The sequence below is a fragment of the Seonamhaeicola marinus genome (assembly GCF_008085455.1).
The window spans coordinates 485,096-505,111 of record NZ_VSDQ01000729.1; the positions used below are offsets into that span (position 1 = coordinate 485,096).

Genomic DNA, 20,016 nt, shown 5'->3' on the forward strand with positions numbered 1-20,016 from the left:
AGGGTTTTTGGTTGGGTATTTAGGGAAATTGATCGGGTTGTATTATGTTTTATTAATTAGCTACAAATTTTTTGGTTAGAACTTGATTATCATCTGTTCGTAAGTAAACAATATAAGCTCCTGCAGCTACTCTCGGCATTTCTACCCCTGCCTCTAATACTGGATTAGGCACGTCGTATAGTTCTAAAACTGTTTGTCCAGTTATATTTATTACAGATAATTTTACAACAGAAGATTTCAATTTCCTTACTCTTAATCTACGCTCAGAAATTGAATAATAAATGAAATTTTCCTTAGTTAATGTTTCTTCTACGCTTAACGATTGTTGCTGTGATTGGAATACAATTTCAAAACGCTCATTAAATTTACCTTGCTCTGATGAGAAACTATAGGGTTGATTACTTCTTAAATCGAAGTATTCTCCAGTTAAATTATCTTTTAGATAAACTTCATTTGTTTCGTCAAAGTTTACCAAATCTGTTATAGAAATTTCAAATGAATTGTCTCCAGATGATTTAAAATTTAGCGGAACCACCTTATCTTCAGTAAGCGGTCCATAAGCCTGAATATTCAAATTTTTACCTTCTAAATCAAGGTTTAAATCATTATTATTTACTTCACCACATTCAGAGTCAAAACCATAATCATAGTCATCTGATGTTTCTGAACTAAACCCTAACAATAACTCGCGTCGTGTGTCAGGTCCCGACACAGAATTAAACTCTAATCGAATTTTTTTAAATGACGAATTACTATCATTATTTTTTGATGTAGTTCTATTTTTAGATGATTTTGACTTCGTATTTTTGAAAAACACAGAACCGCTTTCATAGCTACCGTCTGCATCTTCTTCTAAAATGAACACACGCTGGGAATTATTGAACTCTACATTTCCCGTCCCAATAATTTCCGCAACAAATCCCTGTCCTATTGGCAAATATCTTGATGGGACTAATGTTCCATTTTGTTGGGTTTCATCAACACCTCCATGTATACCTACAAATTGGTATGCTCTGGTGGCGCCAAGCTTATTAACTTGAGCATAACCTCCATTATATTGACTTAGATTATGAGAGCTACCACTCCATTGCTGCCATAAATACAGGTCTCCATAAATCATTCCCTCATTATCATCTATGAATTTATGAATATCAATTGCCGAAGGGTAAGGGTTACCTAACAAATAACTTGTTCTAGAGACAGTGGAAACCGAACCAGGACCTCCCTTATCTTCAACATTTACCAAAATAGTTCCGTTATTAGGTTTACCTTGAAAAATATACTTCTGTTCACTTTCTTGTATACCTGTTCCCTTTTGTGTATACCCTATTCCCGGTTCAATATTTGAGGAAGTGGTCAATTTCCCCCAATCCCAATAAGTTACGCCGTTTTTATAGGTATACAACCAATACGTACTTATACTTCCATTACCGGTATAGTTTGAAGTAAATTGGCAATCGAATCCAGTATCATCCTTTAACATACCTATTTTAAAAGGTGAATTATTAGGATTATTTGTAGATGCATTGTTATCTACTAAAGTAGTAGCGCCAGTAGTTCCTACTGGAGAAGACCAGTAATTATACCAAAAAGCACTTGGCGTTCCCTCTTGCCTCCTTAAAGTTTTTCCGTCTGCCGAAGTAACCAAATCACTAGTAATAGTTTGAATTAACTGAGAATCATTCATTAAGTCTAGCGTACCATTTAGCTCAAAATATCCTGTGTTTTTAACCAAATTATTGCCGTTAACTGTAAGCGTTTTATCACTGTCAATTATTAAACCATATGTTGAAATAGAACTTGAAATAGATACATCATTTTCAATTTTAACAATACACCACTCCCTTGAACTTGGTATGCTCTCTATATCCCATACACTACCGTGCTGCCAAGCCCCTTCTAAATCCCAAGTACCATCACTGGTAGTTTTATATGGCATTGGTGCCGTTTGATCCAAGACCGTAGTAATATTATGCATGGTTAAGGTGTTACTGTTTTGAGAAAAGTCCGTTACTTGATTCAAAGCTACATCTGTCATGGGATAATAAGCTAATAAATTGGCCCATGGAATTGTAACTTTGGTTTCTAAATCCATAATATCTTTTGGAATTATTGAACCTCTAACATTGGATGAATTTTCCTGAATTTCTTGATAAATCTGTGTTTGAATTTGGGAATCGGTAAGTGCCAGATTATAGACTCTAACCTCATCAATTTCACCATTAAAATATTCCCTATTGGAAATAGAACTAGAAATACGTCCTACCTCAAAATCTCCAGTCCAACTTGAAGAAGGATCTATTGTAGCACCAATATGGCTATTGTTTGTTACTGTTTCTACTATTTCACCGTCAACATAAATGGTCTGTTTTCCTGTTACATTTGAAAAGACTCCAGTAATATGATGCCATTCTCCATAATTAACAGTACCTCCTGAAATGCTATTTGAAATGCCAGCAGATGTTCTTATACTAAAACTAAGCTCATTACCATTTGCTACATATAATCTACATCCCGTATCTTCTCCTGCTATAGTTGCTTTTAAAGTGCCTGAGCTTTCAGCGTCAATCTTAACCCATGCCATTATAGTTACATTTCCTAAACCATCTATAATAGAGTTACCATTAAGATAGTCATCAACCCCATCAAAGTCAATTGAGGCAATTGAAGGATACACCACTACCGGTGCAACATCTCTATAATCTACATCTCCCCCAGAATTGACATCAGAATCGGCATCTGGTAGAACTGACAAATCTGATGGGTCGTGAATATCTTCATTAACATCCCAAGTTCCATCGTTTGTTCCATTAGTCTCAAACGCGTTATCTAATCCGTCATTATCATCATCGGTTGAACTTATAGCATTCGCCATTCCGTTTTCCTCAATATCATCATAGTCATCATTGTCACTATTTGAATCAACATAATCATCAATGGTATCTGTATCTGTATCCTCAGGTGTAATTCCAGTACCATAATTATCCCAAAGCCCAATATATGAACCAGAAGTATTTACTGTTCCACTAGGTAAAATATAACCTAAAGTAGTTTGAGCCTCTATGTTATCAGGAATACCATCATTATCACTATCTAAATCAAGATTATTTGCCAATCCATCATTGTCAGTATCAATAAAAAGTGGAATATCACAGACACTATTAAAACGAACACTCTGAACATTTACAGAACCTCCTGTCGAGGCAGAAAAACCAAAATATACTAAATTATTTCCTCCAAAATAATTATTAATCAGATCTCCTGTATAAGACCCAGCCAGAGTACTATCATAGTAGTAATTAATAGTGTTTGTTGAAGCATCCCAATTAATCGTTACTGTATGCCAATTACCATCTTCTATATTTCCAAGATCAGTTGGTGAAGTTAAATACCCTGTGTCTGTTTGATTGTCTGAATCCCAGATCATACCATGGTCATTAGAAATATCTCCACGATTGGAATTGTAATAAGTATCTAACTCTAGAACTATTCCATTTTGAATACCCTGAGCTCCTAAACCTTCTCCAACTGCTCCTACGGCCGAGGTTCCTGCTGGATCATCGTGAAAAATGATAGCTATACCATCTGCTCCATTATCATTATATCCAAGAAAAGCATTAAATGAGAATGAAAAACTATTATTAAAATTTATTCTATCTTTAATAGTTGCCGCACCTGCTTGACTGTTCGTTGCTGATGTTAATTGAAATTCAGTGCTTGAAGTTTCCGTAGCTGTTCCGCTTAAAGTAAATACCTCGGTAATTGTTCCATAAGTAATACCTTTTTCTGTACAATCTAGTAAACCGTCGTTATCATCATCAACATCACAAATATCACTAATACCATCTCCATCAGTATCCACATTACCAGATGCAACAGGATCACATTGATCAATTGCACTAGAACCTCCAGAACCAGTTATAGTAATATTATCTAAAGTAATATCTTCGCCACTTCTATTACAATCTGATCTAAATCTAAATCTAGAAGTTGATGTAAAAGTATATGTGCTATTTAAAGCAGTGGCAGTAATATCTGTATATGTTATATTGTTACTAAAATCGGTTCCATGTACATATTGTAAAACTGGTGTACCACTCCAGGAAGTTCCACCATCATTAGAAAATTCTATAAAAAAATCTTCCCCCGTATCGTATCTCCATGAACTAAAATCGAACTCTATTGTTACTGAATCATAAGACGTTAAGTCGATACTTGAGGTATACATTACTGAACTGCTATTGTCATCCCTTATATAAGGACTATAAGAACCAGAAATAGCATAATACGATGTCATTAAACAATCATATCCTCCATCTTGCCATAAGGTGAATGGAAAACTACCAGATTCAAAATCTTCAAAATCAATTACTGTTTGAGAGTATGTGTTAAATGAAATAGTTGCGCAAACCAAGAAAGCTAGTTGCCAACATTGATGAACAAAATTTTTCATAGATTAATTGTTATTTGCATTAGAACCAAATTTTCTAATACTAAACAACTACCTATTGTTACAATGGATTACAAATACTTTGAGAGAATAAGTATCCATTTTATAAAATGTTAAGTATACACTTTACAACCACAATATTACACTATTGCTTTCTTAAAAACTAGAAAAACTGTAATTTTTTATCGATTAAATGAAATAAAAATCGACGAAATGCATATTTGTTGCATTTAGTTTTTATAAATCAGTACAAAAATCATTATAATAATATACCATCTCTGGAACCGTATGTCTATTAAACTCTCCAGAGTCTAATTTGTTTTCTATACCAATACAACCCTTAAAAAACCTTTTTAACTTCTTTTTAAAACCAAAAGAAATACTTGATACATTTCCAAACAAAGATTGCGACGAAGACGTTGTTAAAACCTCTTTACTTAAGTTATGCTTTAAAAAGTACGTTATCGTTTTACTAACTTGGGTATGCATTGGGAAATTGGTATTTGAATCGACGTTTGAATTAATCCAATGTGTACGTATTTCCATAAATAGACTAACAACACCCTCCTCTACAAGCTCAAGCAATATAGGATAACCATTTTTGCTCAATTTTACATAAAGGAAAGTTGTATCTCCCGATTCATCATGGAAAGTAATTCCTTTAACCATTAATTCTGTCCAAACATCAGGCTTATCATCCTTAGAAACCTTAAATTTTATTTTATACTTATTAAGTACCCCAGACAGTTTACCATACCCTTTTATTGATGTTCCATCTAAAAAAAGAATTGTGGCTATTTTGTATTTCTCAAAAGCATTTATTTCTAAAACATTTGAAGAATTCCCTATTTTAAGTAAGGCTATGCTGAAGACTAGTAATAAGCATATCTTTTTCATATTACACTATAAGATCTACTAGGTCCTCTATTTTAGATATTAACTGCACTTTTATTTTTAAGTTCCTAAGTGACAACTTGTTATACTTTGAAACAACTATTGTAGCAAACCCCAGTTTTTCAGCTTCCAAAATACGTTGCTCCACACGCTGAATGGGTCTAATTTCGCCAGATAATCCTACCTCAGCCGCAAAACAAAAATCGTTTTGTAAGGCTTCGTCTTCATTAGAAGATAGGATAGCTGCAATGACTGCCAAATCTATTGCTGGATCGTCAACATTTATACCCCCTGTTATATTTAAAAAAACATCTTTAGCCCCAAGTCTAAACCCTGCTCTTTTTTCTAAGACTGCTAAAAGCATATTCAGCCTTTTTGCATTAAACCCAGTAGCAGATCGTTGTGGTGTTCCATAGACAGCCGTACTAACCAAAGCTTGAACTTCAATCATTAAAGGACGCATACCTTCTAAAGTAGCTGCTATTGCATTACCCGATAATTCTTCATCCTTTTTTGAAATTAGCAACTCTGAAGGATTAGACACTTCTCTTAAGCCAGACCCTTGCATCTCATATATTCCAAGCTCATTAGTAGATCCAAACCTATTCTTATTTGCTCTTAGAATTCTGAAAACATGATTTCTATCGCCTTCAAACTGAAGTACAGTATCAACCATATGCTCCAATATTTTAGGACCAGCAATATGCCCATCTTTTGTTATATGTCCAATTAAGATAACAGGTGTTGCCGTTTCTTTAGCAAATTTTATTAACTCCGTAGTACATTCTTTTATTTGAGAGATGCTCCCTGCTGAAGATTCAATATAATCACTATGCAAGGTTTGAATAGAGTCTATAATAACAATATCGGGCTCCAACTCGGAAATTTGCTTAAAAATGTTTTGAGTTTTGGTTTCTGTTAGGATATAACAATTACTATTATTTGGATTAATACGTTCTGCACGCATTTTAATTTGTTTCTGACTTTCTTCTCCAGAAACATAGAGTGTCTTATAGGGTAGTTTTAAAGATATTTGTAGCAACAAAGTACTTTTACCAATACCAGGTTCACCACCAAGTAAGGTTAAAGACCCCGGCACAATACCTCCTCCTAAAACTCTATTAAACTCCTTATCTAAACTATTAAGTCTAGCATCTTCAGAAACATCAATTTCATTTATTTTTAAAGGTTTAGAAACACGTTTAGTTTTAGATTCGGAAGACTTCCAACTACTTTTCTCTGGTTTCTCAATAACCTCTTCGGCAATGGTATTCCATTGTTTACAGGAGTTGCATTGCCCTTGCCATTTGGCATATTGTGCTCCACAATTCTGACAAAAAAATGTTGTTTTAACTTTTGCCATTAATATCCAAAGTCATTTTTAATGGCATCAGCTTTTTCGAGCATTAAATCTTTAGTTATACCGGCTATTTCTTCTAAAAGATAAGCTGACTGATATGTTCTCATAGCTTTTTTAGGAGAGCCTTGTTCTTCATAAAATCGACCTAAATAGTAATTTCCTAAAAGCGTTTTCGGGTATTCTTTTCTAGCCATTTTACCCAATTCTTCGTAATACTGAAACGCCTCGTTCTTTTCTATAGCGGCTGATATTGCTTTAAAATCGTTGATAAGTATCTTTTTGTTAATCCCAAAAAGACTATTTATTGTTTCATATTTGTTTACCAAGTAATCTACCGGAGAATCTTCTAACTCTAAAATAACTTCTTTGTATTCTTGTTTGGTAATGGGCTGAAAAACTTTAAATATTTTCTCGATTGCACTGGGAATAGTATGAGTAGGCACGGAATAATGAGAAGGTCCTTCAAAATCTTTGAAGAAATACTCCAAATTTTCATTTTCTATTGCAGATATATCCGAATTTATGGCACCTGCCATGTCTCTTATAGATTTAGAATCATTGTTTGTTAGAGCTAAAAAGTAAAATGTCTTTGACTCCAATTTTACTAATCTTTCGGGAATATAATCTAACATACCTGGTGCTAACTCGGGACTAGCAACAATATAAGCTTGAAATAACGGATTGGCTTTTAATAAATAGTAATTGATAAAATTTGCAGTATCCCCATGACCAACAGCCACTCTGAAATTTGTAGTACGATAATTTTTTTCTAGGTAAGGCACCAACTCTGTTCCTATAAATTCAAAAAAAGCAGCACCTTTTTCAATAGGCAAGGAATTTTGTTCTGAATACATACAGTCATCAAAACGTTTATCAAATTGATTTATACCAACTACAATAGCATCTGGCATATCTTCCCAATAAGAATAGTAATCTACATTTCCAGCAACGACTTCGAAAAGATAATCGCCATCTAGAACAATAAATAAAGGATAGTTTTTTTCAACATTAGAGCTATATCCTCTAGGTAATTGAATCTTTATCTGTCGGTCTTCTCCTAATTTAGAAGACGTGAAATTTTCGTATTTAACTTGTGAAAAAGAAGTTGCAAAAGTTAAAAACAACACAGAAATGGAGCAAATAAGTTTCATGATATTATTGTAAAATTTTAAGCGAAAGTTAATAAAATAAGCTAGAGAAAAGAAAAGAGCTCTAAATTAATATATTATGAACCTGATTTAGTTCTATTAAATATTGGCAAATAAATAAGTGATAGGCCACCAAAGAGAATTATAAGCAATGTTTGGGAGGCCCACATTATCCAGCCAAAAGCATAACTCGGATCTTTTTCTATTCCAAATATGGAAAATGCAGCAAAAACAGCAATAGGATATGTTCCAATACCTCCATTTGTAGCTGCAATACTAAAACTTGCAGAGATAAAGCCAATAAGCACAGCTCCTGTTGGTATACCTCCTAAATCTGAAATTGACAAAGAAGTTACATAAAACATCAGCAAATACATTGCCCATATAAACAGCGTGTGAAATATGAATGCCCATTTCTTCTTCATTTTAAAAATGCTTAATGCCCCCTCCATTAAACCTGTAATGAATGCTTTAATTTTTAAAGCAAGTTTAGATTGACTTTTTCTTATTAACGCAATAAATAAAAGTCCAATTATGAACAAACCTCCAAAAGCAATAGCTATTTTAGTGGGGTTAAACTTTTCAACAAGAAAGCCATAAATGAAATCAAACTGCAAAAAAAGTGTAATTGTAATGATACCAAGCATTACAATCATGTCTGCTATTCTCTCTGAAATTATGGTTCCAATACCTTTTTCAAAGGGTACACCCTCATAATTTGTAAGTATTGAAGCCCTAGCCACTTCTCCTGCTCTAGGAATAGTATAGTTAATTAAATATGTAGCAAAAACTGCCATAACACTATTACCTAATTTAATATTATAACCTAAGGGTTCTAATTGAAACCTCCAGCGATAGGCACGAGATAAATGGCTTAAAAGTCCCAAAACAACTCCTAATGCTATCCAACCTTTTGAAGCAGACTGCCAATATTGATAAATTTTTGATAATGGCACTTCTTTGAGAGAATACCAAACCAAAAAAACTCCCAATGCCAATGGGAGTGTTATTTTGAGAATCTTCTTTATTTTTAAAGACAAGGTTTACTTTAATAAGTTAGTAGCTTCATCTGGAAAAACCAACGATGGTTTAAACACTTTAGCCTCTTCAATATCCATTATTGCATAGGTAATTAGGATTAAAGTATCACCGATAGAAACCTTACGTGCAGCTGCCCCATTAAGGGTAATTTCGCCACTATTTCTTGGCCCCGGAATACAATAAGTCTCCAAACGCTCACCATTATCATTATTTACAATTTGAACCTTTTCTCCTTGAATAATATTGGCAGCATCCATTAAATCTTCATCTATGGTAATACTCCCAATGTAATTAAGTTCTGCACCAGTGCATTTAACTCTATGAATCTTGGATTTTACTACTTGAATTTGCATGTGGCAAAGGTAATTAATTTAAAGCGATATTATCTATTAACCTTATATCATCTGCATATGCCGCGATAAAGGCTCTATATGACTTTTTTCTTGATTTTCTCTTAACAGGTTTTAAGGTTTCGGTATCAGCTATAATAAAATATTCTAACTCTAGTAATTCATTTTTAGCAAACTGATTCTCAACCCACTCCGTAACTTTATTAGCACTTTTTATGCCAAATTTATTTTTGGCAGAAGTTAAAGTTTTATAAATAAAAGGAGCCTCTTCCAAGTATTCTGGTTTTAATCTTGTATTTCTTGAGCTCATTGCCAAACCAGAATCTTCCCTATATATGGGACAACCAATTATTGTTACTGGAATATGGTACTTATCTACAAGTTTTTTGATAATTTGTAATTGTTGAAAATCCTTTTCACCAAAATAGGCGTTATGCGGTATTGTAATCTCAAAAAGTTGCTTTACAATTGTGCCTACACCATCAAAATGATTATCTCTAAACTTCCCTTCCATTTCATGTTCTAAACCATCAAAATCGAACTTTTCTGCTACCGTATTACCCTCGTAAATATCATCAACAGTTGGAGCGAAAACTAAAATATTATCTTCAGAAAGCGTTTTTAACAAATCAACATCTTTTTCCAAAGTTCTTGGGTACTTTTTAAGATCATCACCATTATCAAACTGTGTAGGATTAACAAAAATACTAACAACCACTTTGTCGTTTGTATTCAGAGCCCTTTCAACTAAAGCTAAATGCCCCCTATGCAAAGCTCCCATAGTAGGCACCAATCCAATCTTTAAATTTTTATCCTTTAAGTCTTGAATCTCTTTATTTATTAAATCTTTTTCTGAGTAAACCTTCACTTTTTAATAAAAAATTAACGGGTGCAAACTTAAGATTTTACAGTCAATTAGCATAAATTTTTGTACTTTTGCGTGTTTTTTATTTTGAAAAGCCCTTTTAAAATGAGCTTTTTCGAAATACTCTCAAATAAAAAATCGTTAAATCGATTAAGTAAAATGGTTTTTTAAAAGCCAATAAAAACAAACATATGAAAGATAAGAGGATATTGTATGTATCATCTGAAGTTGTGCCTTATTTACCTGAAACCGAAATTTCTTCAATGTCGTTTGAAGCACCTAGATTAGTAAATCAACAAGGTGGACAAATTAGAATTTTCATGCCTAGATACGGAAATATTAATGAACGCAGGCATCAACTACATGAAGTAATTAGACTTTCTGGAATAAATTTGGTTATTAACGATTTAGATATGCCTCTTATTATAAAAGTGGCTTCAATTCCTAAAGAACGTATTCAAGTATACTTTATAGATAACGATGAATACTTTAAAAGAAAAGCCACCTTAACCGATGAAGATGGAGAATTATTCTCGGATAATGACGAACGTGCCATTTTCTTTGCTAAAGGTGTTATAGAAACTGTAAAGAAATTAAACTGGTCTCCAGATGTTATTCATGTTCATGGTTGGCTTGCATCTTTGTTACCGGTTTATTTAAAAGAATATTATAAGGACGAACCTTTATTTAGCGAGAGTAAAATTGTTACCTCGGTGTATAACCAAAGTTTTAACAATACTTTAAACAAAGACATGCTGAATAAGATTAAATTTGACAACATTAACGAAGATGCTGTTAAAGTGCTAGACGAACCTTCATATAACAACCTTATGAAAGTTGCTATTGATTATTCTGATGCATTAATAGTTGGTTCAGAAAATATTCCAGAAGATTTAAAAGCGTATTTAGAGGCATCTGAAAAACCAATTTTAGAATACAAAAACAGAGATGAATTTGGCGAAGCTTATACAACATTTTTTAACAATACCGTTTTAAGCTAACAAGTCATTCTTTAAGCGCTCCTTTATGAAAAAGATTTTTGAAACTCTAAGAGTTCCTGCTATTGCCATTATATTAATTACCTCTTTTGTTGCTTGTGATAAAGATTTTTATGTTCTTGATAGTGATGTTTTAGGAAAAGACAACGCTAATTTTGACACGGGAGCAAAAGAACATCCTGTAGTTTCATATAACAAGAGGTTAAAAGGGCTTCAGGTAAATAACTTACCATCTAACCTTTTAGGTTTTTTTAATGACCCAGATTTCGGTACAACTACAGCTAGTATAGTTACAGACATTACACCTTCTAGCTATGACCCCGATTTTGGTGACAACCCTGTTATAGACTCGGTAATTCTTAGAATACCATATTTTAGTAGAGTTATTGGAACAGATAGTGATGGATTTAATGTATACACAATAAGCGACTCCTTATATGGGGCGGCTAATATGCCAATTAAGTTGTCTATCTACGAAAACGGGTACTTCTTAAGAGATTTAGATCCGAATAACTTAGATGAAAATCAAAAATACTACTCGCATAACAATGCAGGATCTACAGATAATTATGCGCAAACAGAAAATAACTTAATTAATTTTGATGACTTAAGTAGTGTAAATCCTATTATGACAAATGATGCTATTACCTTTAGCGATAAGATAGTTGTCACAAAAACGGAGTCGGACACTACCAGATTTGCACCTTCATTAAGATTAAAACTAGGCGATTTGGATGACGATGAACCTTATTCTTATTGGCAAAACAAAATAATTTTTAAAGAAGGGCAAGCTGAATTGAGCAATGCAAGTAATTTTAAAAATTACTTTAGAGGCCTATATTTTAAGGCTGAGGCTATGAATAATAATGGTAGCATGATTATGCTTAATTTTAATTCAACTGATGCAGGCATTACCATCTATTATCAGAGAGATGATGAGAGTAATGCTGGCGAAAGAGTAAATGCATCTTTTAGTTTTAATTTTGCTGGTAATAGACTTAATACATTTAATAATGATTACTCTGCTCCATTGAATGATGGAGACACTAACAACGGGGATGAAACATTGTACTTGAAAGGAACTGAAGGTTCTATGGCTATTGTAGATCTGTTTCCTACCGAAAATGACCTAAAAGCTTTTTTAGATGAATATAGAGTCCCGATTAGCGATACTGAGTATCTTATTGATAACACAACTGGTGATTTTATTTTACGTAAATTAATAAATGAAGCGCATTTAGTCATATATGAAGACAATGCTAAAATAACAGCAGGCTTAAGAAACGATGAAGACTACCATAAATATGATCGCCTATATGCCTTTGATGTTAAAAACAGTACATTTTTAGTTGATTACGCAACAGATATTACCGATAATGTTACTAATCCAGTTAACTCTAAAATTATTCATTCAACACGCAGAGATACTGTACCTGGTGAATACAAATATAAGATTAGACTTACTGAACATTTAAATGACTTGCTTTTAAAAGATTCTCTAAACACTAAAATTGGTTTAGTACTTTCTACTAATGTAAATTTTGTGTCTAACGCTACAACTTTAGACGAAAATAACAGTGTTCCTGAAAACCTTAAAGTTGAAAATGTGCCATCCGCTTCAGTAATAACTCCAAAGGGGACAATCTTGTTTGGTAATAATATACCAGATACGGATCCTAATTATAATAAGCGCCTGAGATTAAAGATTTTTGCCACTGAACCTAAATAGAATTGTGTTATTTCATCGTTTAAAACAATAAGTTTATATATTAATTGACCCAGTTTAGCATTTATTTTACATCTTTGCCTAGCTATTAATCATTAAATAACCCAAATAATTACTTATGTGTGGAATAGTAGGATATATTGGACACAGAGAAGCTTATCCAATTATTATTGAAGGACTTAAGCGTCTTGAATACCGAGGATACGACAGTGCTGGTGTGGCATTGTTTGATGGTACGGATTTGAAAGTTGCCAAAACTAAAGGCAAAGTAGCCGATTTAGTTGAGATTTCTGATAAAGAAATTACTAAACATGGAAATGTTGGTATAGGTCATACCCGTTGGGCCACTCACGGTGTTCCTAATGATGTTAATTCGCATCCTCATGTCTCAAACTCTGGAGATTTGGTTATCATTCATAATGGTATTATTGAAAATTATGATTCTCTAAAACAAGAATTGATTGCCAGAGGATACACATTTCATTCTGATACTGATACCGAAGTTCTTGTAAATTTAATTGAAGACGTAAAAACTAAAGAGAATGTAAAACTCGGAAAGGCAGTACAAATAGCACTTAACCAAGTTGTAGGTGCATATGCTATAACTGTCTTTGATAAAAATAAACCGGAAGAAGTCGTAGTGGCTAAATTAGGAAGTCCTTTAGCCGTTGGTATTGGCGAAGATGAATTCTTTATTGCTAGTGATGCTTCTCCTTTTATTGAATATACAAAAGACGCCATTTACCTTGAAGATGAAGAAATGGCTATTTTAAGGTTTCATAAGCCTATCAAAATTAGAAAAATTAAAGATGACTCTTTGGTTGACCCTTATGTTCAAAAACTTCAACTAAATCTTGAGCAGATAGAAAAAGGAGGCTACGAACATTTCATGTTAAAAGAAATTCATGAACAACCAAAAGCTATTTTAGACACCTATAGAGGTAGACTATTAAGAGATCAAGCTATAATAAAGATGGCAGGGGTTGAGGATAATATGAAGAAATTCCTTAACGCCAACCGTATTATTATTGTTGCTTGTGGTACCTCATGGCATGCTGGTTTAGTTGCCGAATATATTTTTGAGGATTTAGCCAGAATTCCCGTTGAAGTTGAATATGCTTCTGAGTTTAGGTATAGGAACCCAGTAATAAGGGAAGATGATATCTTAATAGCAATTTCTCAATCTGGTGAAACTGCCGATACGCTTGCCGCTATTAAAATGGCAAAAGAAAAAGGAGCATTTGTTTTTGGGGTATGTAATGTTGTAGGTTCTTCTATCGCAAGAGAAACGGACGCTGGTGCCTATACCCATGCTGGGCCGGAAATTGGAGTAGCTTCAACGAAAGCATTTACGACTCAAATTACAGTTTTAGCTTTAATGGCTCTTAGACTATCAAGAGCAAAAGGATCAATAAGTAGCTCAGATTACAGACGCCACCTATTAGAATTAGAAATGATTCCTGGTAAAATTGAAAAGGCTCTTGAATCTGATGCTCACATTAAATACATAGCAGATATTTACAAAGATGCTCCGAACTGTTTATACCTTGGTAGAGGCTACAACTTCCCTGTTGCTCTAGAAGGCGCATTAAAACTAAAGGAAATCTCTTATATACATGCTGAAGGTTACCCCGCTGCTGAAATGAAACATGGTCCTATCGCATTAATAGACGAAAACATGCCAGTGGTTGTTATTGCTACTAAAAAAGGACATTATGAGAAAGTAGTAAGTAATATTCAAGAAATAAAATCGAGAAAAGGTAAGATAATAGCAGTAGTTACAGAAGGTGATGTTCAGGTTAAGGAAATCGCAGATCATGTAATTGAAATACCAGAAACTCTGGAACCTTTAACGCCTTTGTTAACCACAATACCTTTACAACTACTTTCTTATCACATTGCTGTATTATTAGACAAAAATGTTGATCAACCAAGAAATTTAGCAAAGTCAGTTACAGTAGAATAATACAAACATAAATTGAATTAGAAACCCAAGGTCAAAAGCCTTGGGTTTTTTAGTTTTAGCTCAAAAAATTAAGAAAAACTCAGTTTTTAACCCCTTTTTTTGTTAAATTATATTATGCATGCATAGTTTTTTGCGATTTTATTTATATATTGCCTCTGTAACTAAAACTAATTTAACTGAATGAAGACAATTATCCCTATTATTTTATTGTTTTTTTGTGGTTTTACATATTCACAAACAACTATTACAGGTTCTGTTAAAGATGATAATGGACAACCCATACCTGGTGCTAACATCATCATTACGGGAACCACTGTTGGAACCGTAACAGATTTTGACGGTAACTTCACATTAACATACAATCAGAATCCTCCCTTTCAAATTCAAGCAAGTAGTGTGGGATTTGAAACTGCTAATCAAGATGTTACATCCAACAATCAAGTGCTTGCCATCATTTTAAAAGAAGGAAATGCCCTTGATGAAGTTGTAATTTCGGCCTCAAGAACTCCTGAAAGAATTTTTGAATCTCCAGTTACTGTAGAACGATTTGGACTTAAAGAAATTAGAAATACGGCATCTGCCGATTTTTATGATGGCTTAGAAAACCTTAAAGGCGTAGATGTTAACACCAACAGTTTAACATTTAAATCTGTTAATACAAGAGGGTTTGCAACATTTGCCAATAATCGCTTTATGCAATTAGTAGATGGAATGGACAACTCAACTCCTGCTCTTAACTTTCCAATTGGAAACCTTGTAGGTATGATAGAAACTGATGTACAAAGCGTTGAGTTATTACCTGGTGCAGCCTCAGCTTTATATGGAGCAAACGCATTTAACGGTATTCTCTTTATGAGAAGTAAAAACCCGTTTGATCACCATGGTATGAGCGGCTATTATAAGCAAGGTATAACATCTCAAGAATCTGCTGGAGACAATAGCTATGTAGACTTCGGTATTAGAGCTGCTCATAAATTCAGTAACAAATTTGCGGCCAAAGTTAATTTTGGTTACTTAAAAGGAACAGATTGGCAAGCTACCAGTGAAGTAGACAAAACCACAGTTGGTGGTACAAGAGCCGATTTAAATTATGATGGTATCAATGTCTATGGAGATGAAGTTTCGACAAATTTAAAAGTAGTAAAAGAAAGCGAAGATTTTCTTAATGAGCTTCCTAATCCTGCGTTAGCAAGCTTAATACCTGATGTTGTAGTTAGTAGAACGGGTTATAATGAACGTGACCTTACAAACTACAACGCCGAAAGTGTAAAAGCCGACTGGGGACTTTATTACCGTCCTTGGGAAAATGACTTCGAAATTCAGTACGTTGGTAAAATCGGTACAGGTTCCACGATTTACCAGGGAACAAACCGTTATAACATTGCCAACTTTTTTCAACAACAACATAAACTTGAAATTAGAAATAACAACTTCTTCCTAAGAGGTTATGTAGTTTCAGATAAAGCAGGTGACTCTTATGATATGGTTTTTACAGGAATTAATATAAATAGAGCTTGGAAAGATGATAATACATGGTTTGGAGAGTATGCTGGCGCTTACATTACAGCTACGCTATCGGGCGCTACAGATTCCGAAGCTCATGCGGCAGCAAGAACAGCAGCTGATACTGGAAGGTTTTTACCAGGAACACCAGAATATAGAGCAGCCTTTAATAGAAGCATCAATGATCCAGATCTTTCTACTGGTTCAAAGTTTCAAGATGCCTCAAAATATTACCATGCCGATGCTAATTACAACTTTAGCCATTTAATAGATTTTGCAGAGATTCAAGTAGGTGGATCTTATAGAAGATACAGTCTTAATTCTTCTGGGACTATTTACACAGATACCGATGGCCCCATTGATTATTCTGAATTTGGATTGTATACTCAGATTCAGAAAAACATAGAAATTAACGATGCCTTAGAATTAAAACTTACTGGTTCTATACGCTATGACAAATCTGAATTTTTTGATGGTTTTTATTCTCCAAGAATTTCAGCTGGCTTAACTGTAAACAAAAATCATAATTTTAGAGCTTCAGTCCAAACAGGTTTTAGAAACCCAACAACACAAGATTTATTTATCGGGTTAAATGCAGGTAGAGCTATATTGGTTGGAGCTGCTCCCGATAATTTAGATCGATACGTTAGAGATTATGAAGTAAGTGCTAGTGGTCAATTACTTGGCCAGCCTTCAACAATTACGCAAACGGGAGGTGTAGCATACACTAACTCCTACACCCTAAGTTCTGTTACAGAATTAGGAGAAACTGGAAACCCTGCTGTTTTAGATGTTGCAAATCCTAACTTGGTACAACCAGAACAGGTAAGTTCTGCTGAAGTTGGATACAGAGGTAAATTCAACAATTTTACTGTAGATTTAAGTGCCTACTATAACAGTTATAAGGATTTTATCTCTCAAGAGGTAGTTGTTTCACCTTTCTATGGAACAGTTGGAGATGGTGCTCTTTCAGTAGCAGCAATTTCTAACGGAGATTTTCAAGCTTATAGTACGTATACGAATTCTCCAGCCGATGTTAATTCCTATGGTGCTTCTATTGGTCTTTCAACTAAGGTCTTTGGAAATTTTGATTTAAGTGGGAACTATACCTATGCTAAATTAGATTTTGACAGAGAAACCTATCCAGATTTCGCAACTAACTTTAACACTCCAGAACACAAATTCAAAGCAGCATTTGGAAATACCGAGCTCTTTAAAAACTTTGGTTTTAATGTGGCTTATAGATTTAGTGATGATTATTATTGGGAAGCCACTTTTGGAAACGGTGTAGTTCCAGAGTTTCATGTATTAGATGCTCAAATAAGCTTAAAGGTGCCGAGTTTAAAGTCTACTTTTAAAGCTGGAGGAACAAACCTAACAGGTAAGGAATATTTCACTGCATTTGGAACTGGTTTTATAGGTTCAATGTATTACGTTTCTTGGACAATTAACAACCTATAATTAAAAGCAATTATGAATACAAAATATATATTTCTAATATTAATTCTTATTGGTTTTACAGCATGTAATGAACCTGAAGATGTATTAAAAGACTTTAACATTGAACCAGAAGGTGCTCCTGAATTACCTGAATTAACGGCAAATGGAGTTGACTTCTCTAAGTATGTCGCTGTAGGAGCTTCCTTTACGGCTGGCTTTACAGATAATGCATTATTTAAAGCAAGTCAGGCAAACTCATTTCCCAATTTATTATCGCAAAAATTTGCAATGATTGGAGGAGGAGAATTTAAACAGCCTCTTATGAATGATAATTTTGGAGGTCTTGCAGCAAATGGAACGCGTATTGCAGAACCAAGACTAGTTTTCTTCAATGCTCCTACCTCACTAGAATCTGTAATTGGCCCGGTAACGGTTACTACTGATATTGTACTTAATAACCCAACAGGACCGTTCAATAACCTTGGCGTTCCGGGAGCCAAAAGCTTTCATTTGTTATCAAATACTTATGGCGATTTAGCTGGTGTAGGTGTATACTCAAATCCATATTTCGTAAGAATGGCTTCTAGTCCGTCTTCTTCCATAATAGCTGATGCTATAGCTCAAAACCCAACGTTTTTTACACTGTCCGAGATTGGAGGAAATGATGTTTTAGGTTACGCTTTATCTGGAGGAAGTGGTGTAGACCAAACCGGTAATTTAAACCCTTTAACATATGGTAGTTCGGATATTACAGACCCTAATGTATTCGCTAATACATTTAATGCCCTTGTAGCGCAACTTACTTCAAATGGCGCAAAAGGCTTAGTTACCAATGTTCCTAACATTACCGATTTAGCCCATTTTACAACTGTACCCTACAATCCGGTACCTTTAAATTCTGGTACTGCAGCAGCATTAAACCAAGGATATGCTGCATATAATGGAGGCTTACAGCAGGCGTTAGCTGCCTTAGAGCCATTAGGTCTATTAACAGCTGAGGAAGTGCAGAAAAGAACCATAACCTTCGCTCCTGGAGCTGGAAATGCAATGGTTATAATTGATGAAAACTTAACCGACCTTGGCGCTATTAACCCAGCTTTTGCCGCACTACCTAAGTTTAGACAAGCAACTGCAGAAGATTTATTTGTATTGTCATTATCATCATTGATACCACAAGGCTATGGAACCCAAATTGCTCTTGAAGATAAATACGTTTTAACTCCAGAAGAGCAAATGTCTATTCAAAACGCCACAAATGCTTACAACGCCACAATAGAAGCAATTGCAAGCAGCAATAGCAATATAGCCTTAGTAGATTTAAATGCTATTCTAAATCAATTATCTACAACTGGTATTGTATATGACGATTACACTTTAACTGGTGCTCTAGTAACAGGAGGAACTATAAGTTTAGATGGTGTGCACCTTACTGCTAGAGGTTATTCTTATATGGCAAATAAGTTTTTAGAAGCGTTAGATGATTCCTTTGGAACCAATTTTGAAGCCTCTGGAAACTTCTTTAAAGCAGGTGATTTCCCAACAAACTACTCGCCTGCCTTACAATAAAATACCTAAATTTTAACCCTTATAAAACACCTTCAAAACGAAGGTGTTTTTTATTAATAAAAAAGAATGTAAAAAGGCCTTTAATTTTTAATTAAAACCCATATCTTTGCACGCGAAAACAAAACGATGTTTTCATACAATTAAATCGCATAATATTAAACAGATAAGTAATGTCAAAAGTTACAGGTAAAGTTGCACAGATAGTAGGACCAGTTATCGATGTTGAATTCGGAGCAGGTTCAGAACTTCCAAAGATTTATGATTCATTAGAAATAAATAGACCTGACGGTTCAACATTAGTACTAGAAGTACAATCTCATATTGGAGAAGATACTGTACGTACTATTGCAATGGATTCTTCTGATGGTTTAAGTAGAGGAACAGAAGTAATAGCTACTGGAGCACCAATTCAAATGCCAATAGGTGAAGATGTTTACGGACGTTTATTTAACGTAATTGGAGATGCTATTGATGGTTTAGGAGACTTACCTAAAGCAGATGAAGCTGGATTACCAATTCACCGTCAAGCACCTAAGTTTGAAGAATTATCTACGTCTACCGAAGTATTATTTACTGGTATTAAAGTAATTGATTTAATTGAGCCTTACGCCAAAGGTGGAAAGATTGGATTATTTGGAGGTGCTGGTGTAGGTAAAACAGTATTAATTCAAGAGTTAATTAACAATATTGCAAAAGGTCACGGTGGTTT

At 34.1% G+C, this 20,016-nt stretch carries 12 protein-coding genes and 1 pseudogene; 6 read left to right on the forward strand and 7 right to left on the reverse strand.

All coding sequences use genetic code 11. The annotated features are described in order from the left end of the window. Positions 1 to 52: 52 nt before the first annotated feature. The 7 genes from FUA24_RS23155 to panC form a co-directional block, all read right to left on the reverse strand. Positions 53 to 4,453: a lectin-like domain-containing protein gene (locus FUA24_RS23155; RefSeq protein ID WP_148545657.1), complete on the reverse strand. Its 4,401-nt coding sequence runs from the start codon at positions 4,451 to 4,453 to the stop codon at positions 53 to 55. 234 nt (positions 4,454 to 4,687) lie between these two features. After that, positions 4,688 to 5,347, reverse strand: coding sequence for a hypothetical protein (locus FUA24_RS23160; RefSeq protein WP_148545659.1), 660 nt, complete (start codon positions 5,345 to 5,347; stop codon positions 4,688 to 4,690). A 1-nt stretch (position 5,348) separates the two neighbouring features. After that, positions 5,349 to 6,707, reverse strand: coding sequence for a DNA repair protein RadA (radA, locus tag FUA24_RS23165; RefSeq protein ID WP_148545661.1), 1,359 nt, complete (start codon positions 6,705 to 6,707; stop codon positions 5,349 to 5,351). Beyond that, entirely contained in the window at positions 6,707 to 7,855 is a 1,149-nt protein-coding gene (locus FUA24_RS23170) for an alpha/beta hydrolase (protein WP_148545663.1), read from the reverse strand. Before FUA24_RS23170 ends, radA begins: the two co-directional genes overlap by 1 nt. Positions 7,856 to 7,929: 74 nt before the next feature. After that, complete coding sequence (locus tag FUA24_RS23175; RefSeq protein WP_148545665.1) at positions 7,930 to 8,892, reverse strand: lysylphosphatidylglycerol synthase transmembrane domain-containing protein; 963 nt, start codon at positions 8,890 to 8,892, stop codon at positions 7,930 to 7,932. A 3-nt stretch (positions 8,893 to 8,895) separates the two neighbouring features. Next, positions 8,896 to 9,246: an aspartate 1-decarboxylase gene (gene panD / locus FUA24_RS23180; RefSeq protein WP_148545667.1), complete on the reverse strand. Its 351-nt coding sequence runs from the start codon at positions 9,244 to 9,246 to the stop codon at positions 8,896 to 8,898. 13 nt (positions 9,247 to 9,259) lie between these two features. Further along, positions 9,260 to 10,111: a pantoate--beta-alanine ligase gene (panC, locus tag FUA24_RS23185; RefSeq protein WP_148545669.1), complete on the reverse strand. Its 852-nt coding sequence runs from the start codon at positions 10,109 to 10,111 to the stop codon at positions 9,260 to 9,262. 188 nt (positions 10,112 to 10,299) lie between these two features. Between panC and FUA24_RS23190 the strand changes: the two genes are divergently transcribed. The 6 genes and pseudogenes from FUA24_RS23190 to FUA24_RS23215 all read left to right on the forward strand — a co-directional run. Next, positions 10,300 to 11,109 (forward strand): glycogen/starch synthase, encoded by an 810-nt coding sequence (locus tag FUA24_RS23190; protein WP_148545671.1) that lies wholly within the window; start codon positions 10,300 to 10,302, stop codon positions 11,107 to 11,109. 25 nt (positions 11,110 to 11,134) lie between these two features. After that, positions 11,135 to 12,835 carry a DUF4270 domain-containing protein gene (locus FUA24_RS23195; protein WP_148545673.1) on the forward strand — a complete coding sequence of 567 codons (1,701 nt, stop codon included), beginning with the start codon at positions 11,135 to 11,137 and terminating at the stop codon, positions 12,833 to 12,835. Positions 12,836 to 12,950: 115 nt separating this feature from the next. Further along, on the forward strand, positions 12,951 to 14,798 hold the full coding sequence (gene glmS, locus FUA24_RS23200; protein ID WP_148545675.1) for a glutamine--fructose-6-phosphate transaminase (isomerizing): 1,848 nt from the start codon (positions 12,951 to 12,953) through the stop codon (positions 14,796 to 14,798). Positions 14,799 to 14,978: 180 nt separating this feature from the next. Then, on the forward strand, positions 14,979 to 17,762 hold the full coding sequence (locus FUA24_RS23205) for a TonB-dependent receptor (RefSeq protein WP_148545677.1): 2,784 nt from the start codon (positions 14,979 to 14,981) through the stop codon (positions 17,760 to 17,762). Positions 17,763 to 17,774: 12 nt separating this feature from the next. Then, positions 17,775 to 19,307, forward strand: coding sequence for an SGNH/GDSL hydrolase family protein (locus tag FUA24_RS23210; protein WP_148545679.1), 1,533 nt, complete (start codon positions 17,775 to 17,777; stop codon positions 19,305 to 19,307). A gap of 170 nt (positions 19,308 to 19,477) precedes the next feature. After that, a pseudogene (locus tag FUA24_RS23215) lies at positions 19,478 to 20,016 on the forward strand (F0F1 ATP synthase subunit beta); the annotation flags it as partial.

Coding starts and splice junctions, on each gene's coding strand:
- FUA24_RS23190 (WP_148545671.1), top strand. CDS start 10,300: ATGAAAGATAAGAGGATATTGTATGTATCATCTGAAGTTGTGCCTTAT.
- FUA24_RS23210 (WP_148545679.1), top strand. CDS start 17,775: ATGAATACAAAATATATATTTCTAATATTAATTCTTATTGGTTTTACA.
- glmS (WP_148545675.1), top strand. CDS start 12,951: ATGTGTGGAATAGTAGGATATATTGGACACAGAGAAGCTTATCCAATT.
- FUA24_RS23155 (WP_148545657.1), bottom strand. CDS start 4,453: ATGAAAAATTTTGTTCATCAATGTTGGCAACTAGCTTTCTTGGTTTGC.
- FUA24_RS23205 (WP_148545677.1), top strand. CDS start 14,979: ATGAAGACAATTATCCCTATTATTTTATTGTTTTTTTGTGGTTTTACA.
- FUA24_RS23160 (WP_148545659.1), bottom strand. CDS start 5,347: ATGAAAAAGATATGCTTATTACTAGTCTTCAGCATAGCCTTACTTAAA.
- FUA24_RS23170 (WP_148545663.1), bottom strand. CDS start 7,855: ATGAAACTTATTTGCTCCATTTCTGTGTTGTTTTTAACTTTTGCAACT.
- FUA24_RS23195 (WP_148545673.1), top strand. CDS start 11,135: ATGAAAAAGATTTTTGAAACTCTAAGAGTTCCTGCTATTGCCATTATA.
- panD (WP_148545667.1), bottom strand. CDS start 9,246: ATGCAAATTCAAGTAGTAAAATCCAAGATTCATAGAGTTAAATGCACT.
- radA (WP_148545661.1), bottom strand. CDS start 6,707: ATGGCAAAAGTTAAAACAACATTTTTTTGTCAGAATTGTGGAGCACAA.